Origin of the sequence: Pseudomonas arcuscaelestis, from assembly GCF_016881005.1 — a bacterium.
GTDB classification, from domain to species: Bacteria; Pseudomonadota; Gammaproteobacteria; order Pseudomonadales; family Pseudomonadaceae; genus Aquipseudomonas; species Aquipseudomonas arcuscaelestis.
The window spans coordinates 24,614-36,032 of record NZ_JACOPV010000005.1 but is presented as its reverse complement, the minus strand read 5'-3'; the positions used below and the strand labels follow the sequence as shown (position 1 = coordinate 36,032).

Genomic DNA, 11,419 nt, shown 5'->3' with positions numbered 1-11,419 from the left:
TATGGCTGCCCGCACAATGCAAAAAGCCCCCGACCTTTTCAGGTCGGGGGCTCTTCTAAATGTGGCGGTGAAGAAGGGATTCGAACCCTTGATACAGTTTCCTGTATACACACTTTCCAGGCGTGCTCCTTCAGCCACTCGGACACTTCACCGTTTCTCTTCAAGCTGTTCAGCCTGTCGAGGCGCGCTAATGTAGTCGAAAGAGGATTTGATGGCAAAGGTTTTTTTCAGAATTTTCATATATTTAAGCTGATCCAGCGAAAAAGTGCGGCGCACAGGGCAAAGTCGCCAATCTTTGGTGTGCTTCGGCAGCCCTCAGGTACCTGCACAGCGAATTATCCCCAGCCTGCACGGCAAAGCAGCCAATCGCTGACCGGTCAGTCAGTCACAGCGCTTTACCTCACCGTCCAGCCTGAGTAACGTCTGCCCCACTCTCCCTTTAGGAACTGTGTCATGAGTGAGCTGATTACCTACCACCTCGAAGACGGCATTGCGACCCTGACCCTGAACAACGGCAAGGTCAACGCCATTTCTCCAGACGTGATTGCCGCTTTCAATGCGGCGCTGGACCAAGCGGTGCAGGATCGTGCAGTGGTAATCATCACTGGCCAGCCGGGCATTCTTTCCGGTGGCTACGACCTCAAGGTCATGACCAGCGGCCCGAAAGAAGCCGTCAGCCTGGTCACCGCAGGCTCTACCCTGGCGCGTCGCATGCTCGCGCATCCGTTTCCGATCATTGTTGCCTGCCCAGGCCATGCGGTGGCCAAGGGTGCATTCCTGCTGCTTTCAGCCGATTACCGGATTGGCGTCGAAGGTCCGTTCAGCATTGGCCTTAACGAAGTGCAGATCGGCATGACCATGCACCACGCCGGTATCGAACTGGCCCGTGATCGCCTGCGCCACTCGGCCTTCCATCGTTCGGTGATCAACGCCGAAATGTTCGACCCGGCAAGCGCCGTGGATGCCGGCTTCCTCGACAAAGTGGTGACAATAGAGCAACTGCAGGACGCCGCACTGGCTGCGGCGCGTCAGTTGAAGAAGATCAACATGAACGCGCATAAGCACACCAAGCTCAAAGTGCGCAAAGCGCTGCTCGATGCGCTGGATGACGCGATCATCCGTGACCAGGAACATTTGGCCTGACCCCTACCAAGGCCTGATTGCTTTTGTTTACAAATCAGGCCCCTACGACCGCATTGAGCGTTTGCCCACGCAAGTGCACACCCGTACACTGCGCCGCGTTTGCCAATTGCGAGTCGTAAAATGCTTTTTCTTACACGCATGCTCTTGTTGGGGCTGCATTTTGTTGTGATCGGCGTGGTCGGTGTATTGATAGGCCTGTGCCGGCCATTCAATCCGGACAACAGCCGAATTTTCGCCCGTCTCTACGGCCTGCCAGCCACCTGGCTGATGCGCCTAGATGTAAAGGCGGAGGTCGGCCCGTTGTTCGACCAGCCTCCCGGCTGTGTGATCGTTGCCAATCACCAATCCAACCATGACTTGTTCGTGCTGGGGCATGTGGTGCCGCCACGTACCGTGTGCATCGGCAAAAAGAGCCTGAAGTGGGTTCCGCTGTTCGGCCAACTGTTCTGGCTGGGCGGCAATGTGCTGATCGACCGCGGCAACTCCTACCATGCGCGACGCGCCATGCAGACCACCACGCGCACCTTGCGTGAAGATGACACCTCGATCTGGGTGTTTCCCGAAGGCACCCGCAATGCCGGCGAGCAGTTGATCCCGTTCAAAAAGGGCGCCTTCCATATGGCTGTAGAGGCCGGCGTGCCGATCGTACCGGTGTGCGTCAGCCGCTACGCCTATCGCCTGAACCTGAACAGCTGGCGCCGCAGCAAAGTCATCATCCGCTCCCTGCCCCCGATTCCCACCAGCGGCCTGACCCAACAGGATGTTCCTGCCCTGGCTGAACAATGCCGCATGCAGATGCAACGCTGCATCGACTTGATGGAAGTGGAGCTGCAACAGGCCTGAACGGTTGCTCAATTCTGCGGGTCAGACCAAGCTACTGGCACGGTCATCAGAATAAGCGAGCTACCATGGGACGCGTCGTAGCGGCGGCGGTATACAGCGCCGGCAGAAAAGTCACCAATATCAGTATCGATGAAGGCAGCCTGTGGGCCAGCAAGCCTGGCCACTTCGTCTGGATAGGGCTGGAAGAACCCAACGCCCAGGAACTCGCCAACCTGCAATGCCAGTTCAACCTGCATGAACTGGCCATTGAAGATGCCTTGGAAAAACACAGCCGGCCGAAGCTGGAAACCTTTGGCGACGCACTGTTTATCGTCACTTATTCGCCGGTACGTCACGAAGGCAAACTGGAATTCATCGAAACCCACATCTTTGCTGGTAATGGCTACATCATTACCTGCCGCAACGGTCACTCCAAATCCTATGCCCTGGTCCGCCAGCGCTGCGAGGCACGACCATTGCTGCTAGAGCATGGCGAAGACTTCGTGTTGTATGCCCTGCTCGACTTTGTCACCGAAAACTATCAACCGGTCAGCGAAGCCATTCACGGCGAAATCGAAGAGCTGGAACAGAGCGTGCTCAGCAATTCGCTTCAGGAAGATGACATTCGCCGCCTGCACAGCCTGCGTCGTGACCTGTTGCGCCTGCGCCGCTACGTGGCACCGATGGTGGAGATCAGCGAAGAACTGCAACGCCTGGCCTTCCCGTTCATCGACAAGAACATGCGCCCGTATTTTCGCGATGTGCAGATACACGTCACCCGGCAGATGGAAGACCTGACCGGGATTCGCGATATTGCCAGCCAGACCATCGAGATCGGCATGCTGCTGGAGTCATCACGCCAAAGTATCGTGCAACGCAAGTTCGCCGCCTGGGCGGCGATCCTGGCATTTCCCACCGCAGTGGCGGGAATTTACGGGATGAACTTCCAGAACATGCCGGAGCTGAGCTGGCATTACGGTTACTTTGCCGTACTGGGCGGAATCGTCGTGGGGTGCACGGCGCTATTTGCCAGCTTCAAGCGCTCAGGCTGGCTTTAGCCAGCTGTTGGTGCGCAACGAAGCGCAGCATCCATTCGCCGACCAAGCCACCCTGGTGCTCTTGCGTCAGGCTGGCCACCGCTTTCTGGTAGACCTCCTGGCCCAGGCTCTGCTGGCGCAGGTCCAACAGCGCCCGCGAATAGTCGTGGACGAACTCCGGATGGCCCTGGAAGCACAGCACCTGATCAGCGATATGGTAGGCCGCATACGGACAGAAATCGCTGGAAGCGATAACCGTGGCGTTGGCCGGCAATTCAGTGACCTGGTCCTGATGGCTGATCAGCAAGGTCAGCTCGGAGACGGTCGGGTCCATCCAGGGGGCCTTGCCCGCCAACTGGTAGCGATGCACACCCAGGCCCCAGCCCTGGGATGAGCGTGCAGTCTTACCGCCCAGCACCAATGCCAGCACCTGATGCCCGAAACACACACCCAGCAACTTGTCGCCCCGGTTATAGCGCGCGAGCAAATAAGCCTTCAGGGTTTCAATCCACGGATCGGTACCGAAAGAGTCGGCTTTGCTACCCGTTACAAGGTACGCGTCAAACACTTGGTCATCGGCGGGATAGTCGCCATTCATCACGTTGAACACGTCAAACTCGGCCGCAATCGGCTGACTTGCGAACAACTGCTCGAACATCCGTCCGTAGCCCTGATATTGATCGACCAACTCGGGTCGCAGGACGTCGGTTTCCAGGATGCAGATGCGTAGCGACATAAAAATAGTCCTGAACGACAAAGGCGGGATTGCCCCCTAAAGCCTGCCCCGAATAAGGCTTGTAAGCAAGTATGATGCGCTGACGAACGGTCATTTTTAATGCACTCGGGTGCAGAACCTTTGCAAGCGTCTAGCAAGGGGGATAGTTACTAGATGGCATAAGGCCTCATAGCAAAATACGCAGGGCTGGCTATATATAAATACTAAAGCGTTCTAAAACATGGGTGACGTTGACCCTAAGGTTAGAGGTATACCCAATAGCAGAGGTTCGCGTCTGGACGTCAAACCGCATTAACCATGTTTGCCGGATCGACGACAAGGAAGCCACTGGGCACTCAGGAATAACAACAAGAAGGCGGTCAGCCATGTTCAAACAACATAAAGTACGTCAAGCCGGGCTCATTTTATTCGCCACCACCTTACTGCTGATTGTGCCGAACCTGTCACGCCTGTTCGGTTGAACGGCACTATGGCTCTCTACAGCCCTGCGCGGGTACTCTGCCAGCCCTGACCTGCTGGAGCGTACCCATGCGCCACTACCTGATCCTTTGCCTATTGCTGCTCGGCTTGCCCGTGCAGGCGGCCGAACTCGTGCTGGAGCTGGCGAAAGGCAGCCAGCACTGGCAAACCGCACAGTTGCTGGCCCATCCCAACGCAGAGGATATTCAGGTCGATAACGATGTCTCGTACAAAAAAACCATGCATTATCGCGCCGTACCTCTAGCGGCCTTGCTTGAAGGCATAGCGCCGGAGGATCACCTTCAGGCCGTGGCCGATGACGGCTTTGCCGCGGAGATGCCAGCAGCCCCCTTACTCAAGAACGGCCCAGCCCGGGCCTGGCTTGCGGTTGAAGACCCGGCCAAACCCTGGCCTGCACTGGGCGCCGGAAAACACAGCGCCGGCCCGTTCTACCTGGTATGGACCAACCCGCAAGCAGGCGGCATCAGCCCTGAGCAATGGCCCTTCCAGGTTGCCAGCATTCGGCGCCTGGCACCCGTTGCGCAACGTTTCCCGGCCTTGCTGCCGGATCCTCGACTGGCCAGCGACGACGCTAGCAACCGAGGCTTTGCCCTGTTCCAGAAAAACTGCCTCACCTGCCACCGCCTCAATGGCGCTGGCGACGCACAGTTCGGTCCGGACCTGAACCTGCCGCACAACCCTACCGAATACTTCCAGCCAGCCTTCCTGCGCAGTTACATTCGCGATCCGCAAAGCCTGCGACGCTGGCCACAGGCAAAAATGCCCGGTTTCAGTGCTGACGTGCTCAGCGATCCGCAGCTCGATGACCTGCTTGCCTACCTTACGCACATGGCCTCGCGCAAACAGCCCTGAGGTTTATTGCTGTTGAGCGCTTAGGCCGGGCAGCACCAGAACCTTGGCGTGCATCTGCTCGAAACCGCCACCACGACGCATGCCTCGAACCGGACAGGCATCGAGGTAGTCCAGGCCAACCGCAAGCTTGAGATGGCGCTCGGGCCTGGCCAGTTGATTGGTGACATCGAAGCTATACCAGGCACCGTCCAGCCAGGCTTCAGCCCAGGCATGGCTGGCCATTTCCTGGTTTTGACTGTCAAACAGGTAACCCGACACATATCGCGCCGGCACGCCCAGGCTGCGCACGCAAGCAAGAAAGGCGTGAGTGTGGTCTTGGCAGACACCAGCGCCTGCGGCAAACGCCTGGGCGGCGCTGGTATCGACTGCGGTGCTGCCGGGGCGGTAGGCCATGTGCTGGTTAAGGGCGCCCATCAGTTCGATCAACGCCGAACGATTACGCTGCTTGCGGCAGAGTTGGCTGGCGAAAGCGCGCAAGGCTTCGTCAGGCTCGGTCAGGCGAGTGAAGCGCAGAAAGGGCAACGGTGATTGCGCATCATGTTCGGTTTCACAGGTTTGATCGATTTCCACCAGACCACGCGCACTGATAAACAGATCCGAATGGGGCTCTTCCAGGCTCAACACATGGAGGATATTGCCGAACGGATCTCGCTGCGCCCGCACCGGCCGTGGCAAGTCCAATTGCCAGCTCAATACGTGCTGACGGTCACTGTCACTGGGCGTCAAGCGTAGGTACTGGATGCTGGTGCGCACCTGATCTTCATAGTGGTACGCGGTTTCGTGACTAATGGTCAGTCTCATACGGCCTCCAGGTAAGCGCTTTGGATGGCATTGCCCAACTGACGTACCAGCGGAATGTACTGAGTCAGCCAGGGGTGCAAGCCTTCGGCGAGAATTTCATCGATGCCGGTGTAGCGCAGCCGCGCATCCACCTCGGCGGCCAGGCGCTGAGCCGCACGACCATTACTGCCCGGCAAACTGGCCAGGATCAGATCGATTTCCTCAGTACAGGCCCGCAGCGAGCGCGGCACATCGGCGCGCAACAGCAACAGCTCAGCCACATGGCGGGCTGCCGGTGCGTCGCGATAAATCTCGGTGTAGGCCTCGAATGAAGACAGCGCCCGCAACAAGGCACTCCACTGGTAATAGCCACGGGCCGAGCTGTCACTGACTGCCTCGGCTTCATCGCCGAGCATTTCGTAGCGGGCATCGAGCAGGCGCAAAGTGTTGTCGGCACGCTCGATAAAGGTGCCCAGGCGAATGAATCGGAAGGCATCGTTGCGCATGATGGTGCCGTAGGTTGCACCACGAAACAGGTGCGAGCGTTCCTTTATCCACTCACAAAAGCGGCTCAAGCCGTAGCGGCCCAGGCCTTGCTCAGCAATGCCGCGAATCTCCAGCCAGGTGGCGTTGATGTTTTCCCACATGTCAGCGGTTATCCGCCCGCGTACCGCATGGGCGCTGGCGCGGGCCGCCCCCAGACAGCTGTAGATACTTGCCGGGTTATCTGGGTCCAGGGCAAAAAAGTGCAACAGGCGCTCGGCATGCAACTGCCCGTGACGCTCAAGATAATCATCCAGGGTGCCAGTGATCAGCAGTGGCATGGCCACTTCTTCCAGGCCGTCGCCGCGACCGTCCTGCGGCATCAGCGACAGGGAGTAACTGACATCGAGCATCCGCGCCAGGTTTTCCGCTCGTTCCAGGTAGCGCGACATCCAGTACAAATCTGAGGCAGTTCTACTCAACATGGCTTAATCCTCGACCACCCAGGTGTCCTTGGTACCGCCGCCCTGAGACGAGTTGACCACCAGCGAGCCTTCGCGCAGCGCCACCCGAGTCAGGCCGCCGGGCACCACGCGGGTTTCGCGGCCAGACAATACAAACGGGCGCAAATCGATGTGTCGAGGAGCAATGCCGTTTTCGACAAAGGTCGGACAGGTGGATAGCGACAGGGTTGGCTGGGCGATATAGGCCGCAGGTCGCGCCTTGATCCTGGCGGCAAACGCTTCGATTTCGGCCCGCGTCGCCGCCGGCCCCACCAGCATGCCGTAGCCACCCGAGCCCTGGGTTTCCTTGACCACCAGCTCAGGCAGGTGCGCCAGCACATGGGACAGCTCTGCGGGTTTGCGGCACTGCCAGGTCGGGACGTTCTTGAGGATCGGCTCCTCATCCAGATAGAAACGAATCATGTCGGTGACATAGGGATAAACCGACTTATCGTCGGCCACCCCAGTGCCGATGGCGTTGGCCAACACCACGTTGCCGCAGCGATAGGCCGAAAGCAGCCCTGGCACGCCGAGCAGCGAATCAGGATTGAACGCCAGGGGATCGAGGAAAGCATCATCCAGGCGCCGATAGATCACATCCACCGCCTTGGGGCCATCGGTGGTGCGCATGAACACGCGCTCATCGCGCACGAACAAGTCGGCACCTTCCACCAGTTCGACGCCCATCTCCCGCGCCAGGAAGGCGTGCTCGAAAAAAGCACTATTGAAGCGCCCAGGGGTAAGCACGACCACGCTGGGATCATCCAGGGGGCTGGCGCTGTTCAGGGTATCGAGCAACAAATTGGGGTAGTGATCGATAGGTGCGATGCGCTGGGCGGCAAACAGCTCAGGGAACAAGCGCATCATCATCTTGCGGTCTTCGAGCATGTAGCTGACGCCACTAGGGGTACGCAAATTATCTTCGAGCACGTAATAGCTACCATCGCCATCACGGACCAGATCGATACCAGAGATGTGCGAGTAGATATCCCGATGCAGGTCCAGCCCCTGCATGGCCAATTGATACTGATCGTTGGCCAGCACCTGCTCTGCCGGGACGATTCCAGCGCGGATAATGCGCTGGTCATGGTAAAGGTCGGCCAGAAACAGATTCAGGGCTTTAACCCGCTGAATACAGCCACGCTCGACCATGCGCCATTCGCTGGCCGGAATACTGCGTGGAATGGTGTCGAACGGAATCAGGCGCTCGGTACCCTGCTCGTCGCCATAAAGGGTGAAAGTAATCCCGGCGCGATGGAACAGCAGATCGGCTTCGCGCCGACGCTGCGCCAGCAATTCCGGCGGGGTGTCGGCCAACCAGCGGGCGAATTCCCGGTAATGAGGACGGACCAGGCCGTCAGCGCTATACATCTCATCGTAAAAGGTGCGGATCATGCCGAACTCCTTGTCACCCGTGCACCCAGGCCATCGCAAGCCTCGTGCCAGCGGCATTAATCCTTTAATTTCAATAGGTTGTATTTTGAATAAAGAACGGTTGCACCAGATGCGTGCAACCGTTCGATCACGTTGGTAGGCGACGCTTCATTGCGAAGCGTTGTCAGGCCAGCTGGCGTTCCTGTTTCACGCCCCAGCCTTCGATTTCACCATCCAGGGGGGCGATCAACGCTTCGAAGTCCTGTTCGAATTCGTCAATGCCGCCATAAGTGGCGTACATCACCTTACTTAACTCCAAATGCCAGGCGCCATCGTCACGCTCATGGATCTGAGCGCTGAGCGACTCCCCACGAAACTGTCCTGCTGCCCGTCGTGCTCGTGCCTCATCGGGAAAAACCGCGTAGAACTCAATGGGATGAATCTGGGCGAAGTTAAAGCCACCCTCTTTCATCTGACGCAGCACTGTGCTGCTGATGTCCTCGTATTGGCTGCTCATGAATCGTCCTCCTAACTACCGATGGATAGACTTTCAGTGCAAAACGCACCTGCCCGCCACACAAATCGTGCGGGGGCAATTCGAGCTGATGCATGACGTGGATCGGCAAGTCCGGGCAGCCAAAAAAACGGCCCGACCTTGATTGCAGCGTAGCGCGAAGTTGCCAAGCGCGCCAACTAGAGGCCTCAAGGCGCCTCGTTTATCGAGGTTATCTCCACCCCACTCTGCTCTTTCAGCCATTTGGCAGTGGGCATTGTGGCGCGATCCTGGAAATCATTGAGGTCCAGCTCATCCATGACCGGATACAGATGGGCGCGTATCAGCCGCGCCGCCTCCTCGATACCAGGTTCCTGCTCGGACATGAATGGCAGCGAGGTGCGCTCGCCTTTCTGGTCAACAAAGGTAATGACCCAGGCTTTCATTGGACTCTCCTCTGCTTCGACGTTCCAGGTAAATCTGCCTACTTCACGTTGACCGCGTCGAGTGAAAAAATGTTCAGACAAAGGTTCCAGCGGCCATAAAAAAAGAGGCCCGAAGGCCCCTTTCTGAGTGCAGCGCGGACAATGTGTTACTCAGGTGTACCGTGGACAACGCCTGCGGTGTTATCCAGCAAGCTCTTGGTTGCCGTCTGGATAAACGACTCAAGCTTGTGGGTCAGTTCCTGTTGATCCGGGCTTTCGATCAGTTCGGCCTTGAAGTTGGCCCCCAGCTCATAGCGATACATGCGCGGCGACATGTCCTTGGATTCGATGAGGATACGATCCCCCTTCACCAGGCCAACAATCTGCTCACTGCCCGAAGGCTTGATCATGCCGAAGCCCTGATCGCCAGCCGGCAGGTTGAGCAAGTCACGGCCCCAACATTGGTGACGGGTTTCACCACCCAGGCGCCCCATGATGGTCGGTACGATGTCGATCTGCGTGCCGACGGTGTGGTTGACCGCACCGAATTTTTCCTGGATGCCCGGCGCAATCAGCAGCAGCGGCACGTTGAAGCGGCCCAGATCCAGCTCGGTGACTTGCTGGTGGTTGCCAAAACCGTGGTCACCCACAATCACGAACAGGGTCTCGTTGAAGTACGGCTCTTTACGTGCCTTCTCGAAGAACTGGCCCAAGGCCCAGTCCGAATAACGCATGGCGGTCAGGTGTTGATCCAGGCGCCCCTGGCCGGTGACCGGCTCCACTGGCAACTGCGCAGGCAACGCGTAAGGCGTGTGGTTGGACAGGGTTTGCAGCAAGGCGTAGAACGGCTTCTTGCCGTAGTTTTTGGCCAGCTCTTCGGCGCCACGGTCGAACATGTCCTGGTCGGACACACCCCAGGTAGGGTCGGAGAACACCGGATTGACGAAATCATTGCGACCGATAAACGTGGTCATGCCCTGATTGCCGAAGAACCCCGACTGGTTGTCCCAGGCGAAATCGCCGTTGTAGACATACACGTCGTCGTAATCACGCGCACTGAGCAGCGCTGGCAGGCCAGACAGCTTGTGACCGCCTTCGGGTGTCTGCATCAGGTATTCGAAACCTGGCAGATTCGGGTAACAGGCCATGGTGGCGAACATACCCTGGTGGGTATGGGTGCCGTTGGAGAAGAAGCGGTCGAACAACAGCCCTTCTTTGGCCAGCTTGTCGAAGTACGGGGTGATGTTGTTCGGGCTGCCCAGCGCGCCAACCGAGTGGCCCGCGAAGCTTTCCATGAGGATCACAACAACGTTCTTGATCGGCAGGGTGTTGGCGGTTGGTGGGGTGAAATCACGGCGCACGGCTGCGCTGTCGGCATCGACCAGCTTGTCGTTGTCGGTCAGCAGCATGTCACGCACCGTCTGGGTTGCCAGGGTTTGCTCGATGGTTGATTTCCAGACATTGGCGCGGTCTTCACCGAAACGGCTCTTGGCCGCATCGATCAAGGTCAGGGTGCCATTGAGGCCCAACTGGTTGACGAAGTTCGAATCGGTGGTGAAGGCATCCCCCCAACGCATGGGTGGGCCCTGACGCAGCGTGCCGCGCGCGGCGATTACCGCCACCAGCAGGATCATGAAGAACACCACGCCACGCACATACCATGGCGCAACGGCGCGGGTGTTTGCGGTTTGATTCTGATAGGCGCCACGCGGGCGGGTCAGGCGGTCGATGCCTTTGAACAGCAGGCTCAGCAACCAGGTGCCAAAGGCCCAGGCCAACAGGTAGCGCACCACCGGGAAGCCGTACCAGAGCATGCTCAGTACGGTTTTTGGATCTTCCTTCACATATTGGAACACCAGGCCGTTCAGGCGTTGATGGAACTCGCGATAGAAGTCCAGTTCCATCAGCCCGAGGAACATGACAATGCTCGAGGCCAGGGTCAGCCAGATCCGGAACAGGCCGCGGGCAGCCATGGCCCGTGCACTGAGGGTGGCCAACAGCAGTGGAATACTCAGATAAACGACAACCCGCAGGTCAAACCGCAGGCCATTGAGGAAACCCTCGGCCACGGTCGACATCGGCGTGTCGCCGATCATGTCGCTGTTGTAGATGAGCAGAGCCAGGCGTACCAGGCTGAGCATGACCATGATCACCAGGCCACACAGCAGGGTGTAGGCCAGGTGCGATTTTAGCGTCGGTTGCAGCGGGCGCGACGCAGCCCGCTGATCACTCAAGGCGTCCGTGTTAGCCATGGATTGGAAGATCCCTAGGATTCAGATTCAAAGAAGGCA

At 58.3% G+C, this 11,419-nt stretch carries 11 protein-coding genes and 1 tRNA gene; 4 read left to right on the top strand and 8 right to left on the bottom strand.

Annotation, left to right across the window (positions count from 1 at the left end; all coding sequences use genetic code 11):
• Positions 1-62 precede the first annotated feature (62 nt).
• A tRNA-Ser gene (locus tag H8F21_RS08635) sits at positions 63-152 on the bottom strand.
• Positions 153-453: 301 nt separating this feature from the next.
• Between H8F21_RS08635 and H8F21_RS08630 the strand changes: the two genes are divergently transcribed.
• From H8F21_RS08630 to H8F21_RS08620, 3 genes are all read left to right on the top strand, one after another.
• The gene (locus H8F21_RS08630; RefSeq protein WP_203584226.1) at positions 454-1,143 is read left to right on the top strand and encodes a crotonase/enoyl-CoA hydratase family protein; all 690 of its coding nucleotides are present in this window, start codon (positions 454-456) and stop codon (positions 1,141-1,143) included.
• A 120-nt stretch (positions 1,144-1,263) separates the two neighbouring features.
• Positions 1,264-1,986 carry a lysophospholipid acyltransferase family protein gene (locus tag H8F21_RS08625; RefSeq protein WP_203479202.1) on the top strand — a complete coding sequence of 241 codons (723 nt, stop codon included), beginning with the start codon at positions 1,264-1,266 and terminating at the stop codon, positions 1,984-1,986.
• 65 nt (positions 1,987-2,051) lie between these two features.
• Positions 2,052-3,023 carry a magnesium and cobalt transport protein CorA gene (locus H8F21_RS08620; RefSeq protein ID WP_136475125.1) on the top strand — a complete coding sequence of 324 codons (972 nt, stop codon included), beginning with the start codon at positions 2,052-2,054 and terminating at the stop codon, positions 3,021-3,023.
• Here the strand turns inward: H8F21_RS08620 and H8F21_RS08615 are convergent.
• Complete coding sequence (locus tag H8F21_RS08615) at positions 3,001-3,738, bottom strand: amidotransferase (RefSeq protein WP_203479203.1); 738 nt, start codon at positions 3,736-3,738, stop codon at positions 3,001-3,003. The genes H8F21_RS08620 and H8F21_RS08615 overlap by 23 nt on opposite strands.
• Before the next feature lie 528 nt (positions 3,739-4,266).
• Between H8F21_RS08615 and H8F21_RS08610 the strand changes: the two genes are divergently transcribed.
• Entirely contained in the window at positions 4,267-5,070 is an 804-nt protein-coding gene (locus H8F21_RS08610) for a c-type cytochrome (protein WP_203479204.1), read from the top strand.
• 3 nt (positions 5,071-5,073) lie between these two features.
• Here H8F21_RS08610 and H8F21_RS08605 read toward each other — a convergent pair whose 3' ends face one another.
• From H8F21_RS08605 to H8F21_RS08580, 6 genes are all read right to left on the bottom strand, one after another.
• Entirely contained in the window at positions 5,074-5,871 is a 798-nt protein-coding gene (locus tag H8F21_RS08605) for a transglutaminase family protein (protein ID WP_203479205.1), read from the bottom strand.
• Positions 5,868-6,818, bottom strand: coding sequence for an alpha-E domain-containing protein (locus H8F21_RS08600; RefSeq protein ID WP_136475121.1), 951 nt, complete (start codon positions 6,816-6,818; stop codon positions 5,868-5,870). The genes H8F21_RS08605 and H8F21_RS08600 overlap by 4 nt, the downstream gene beginning before the upstream one ends.
• 3 nt (positions 6,819-6,821) lie before the next feature.
• Positions 6,822-8,231 (bottom strand): circularly permuted type 2 ATP-grasp protein, encoded by a 1,410-nt coding sequence (locus tag H8F21_RS08595; protein WP_203479206.1) that lies wholly within the window; start codon positions 8,229-8,231, stop codon positions 6,822-6,824.
• A gap of 163 nt (positions 8,232-8,394) precedes the next feature.
• On the bottom strand, positions 8,395-8,727 hold the full coding sequence (locus H8F21_RS08590) for a ribonuclease E inhibitor RraB (RefSeq protein ID WP_136475119.1): 333 nt from the start codon (positions 8,725-8,727) through the stop codon (positions 8,395-8,397).
• A gap of 185 nt (positions 8,728-8,912) precedes the next feature.
• Positions 8,913-9,149, bottom strand: coding sequence for a hypothetical protein (locus H8F21_RS08585; RefSeq protein ID WP_203479207.1), 237 nt, complete (start codon positions 9,147-9,149; stop codon positions 8,913-8,915).
• Positions 9,150-9,295: 146 nt separating this feature from the next.
• The gene (locus tag H8F21_RS08580; RefSeq protein WP_203479208.1) at positions 9,296-11,380 is read right to left on the bottom strand and encodes an LTA synthase family protein; all 2,085 of its coding nucleotides are present in this window, start codon (positions 11,378-11,380) and stop codon (positions 9,296-9,298) included.
• Between the last annotated feature and the right edge of the window lie 39 nt (positions 11,381-11,419).

Bases quoted from the DNA above. Each gene is read 5' to 3' on its own strand.
- H8F21_RS08630 (WP_203584226.1), top strand. From the start codon at position 454: ATGAGTGAGCTGATTACCTACCACCTCGAAGACGGCATTGCGACCCTG.
- H8F21_RS08625 (WP_203479202.1), top strand. From the start codon at position 1,264: ATGCTTTTTCTTACACGCATGCTCTTGTTGGGGCTGCATTTTGTTGTG.
- H8F21_RS08620 (WP_136475125.1), top strand. From the start codon at position 2,052: ATGGGACGCGTCGTAGCGGCGGCGGTATACAGCGCCGGCAGAAAAGTC.
- H8F21_RS08615 (WP_203479203.1), bottom strand. From the start codon at position 3,738: ATGTCGCTACGCATCTGCATCCTGGAAACCGACGTCCTGCGACCCGAG.
- H8F21_RS08610 (WP_203479204.1), top strand. From the start codon at position 4,267: ATGCGCCACTACCTGATCCTTTGCCTATTGCTGCTCGGCTTGCCCGTG.
- H8F21_RS08605 (WP_203479205.1), bottom strand. From the start codon at position 5,871: ATGAGACTGACCATTAGTCACGAAACCGCGTACCACTATGAAGATCAG.
- H8F21_RS08600 (WP_136475121.1), bottom strand. From the start codon at position 6,818: ATGTTGAGTAGAACTGCCTCAGATTTGTACTGGATGTCGCGCTACCTG.
- H8F21_RS08595 (WP_203479206.1), bottom strand. From the start codon at position 8,231: ATGATCCGCACCTTTTACGATGAGATGTATAGCGCTGACGGCCTGGTC.
- H8F21_RS08590 (WP_136475119.1), bottom strand. From the start codon at position 8,727: ATGAGCAGCCAATACGAGGACATCAGCAGCACAGTGCTGCGTCAGATG.
- H8F21_RS08585 (WP_203479207.1), bottom strand. From the start codon at position 9,149: ATGAAAGCCTGGGTCATTACCTTTGTTGACCAGAAAGGCGAGCGCACC.
- H8F21_RS08580 (WP_203479208.1), bottom strand. From the start codon at position 11,380: ATGGCTAACACGGACGCCTTGAGTGATCAGCGGGCTGCGTCGCGCCCG.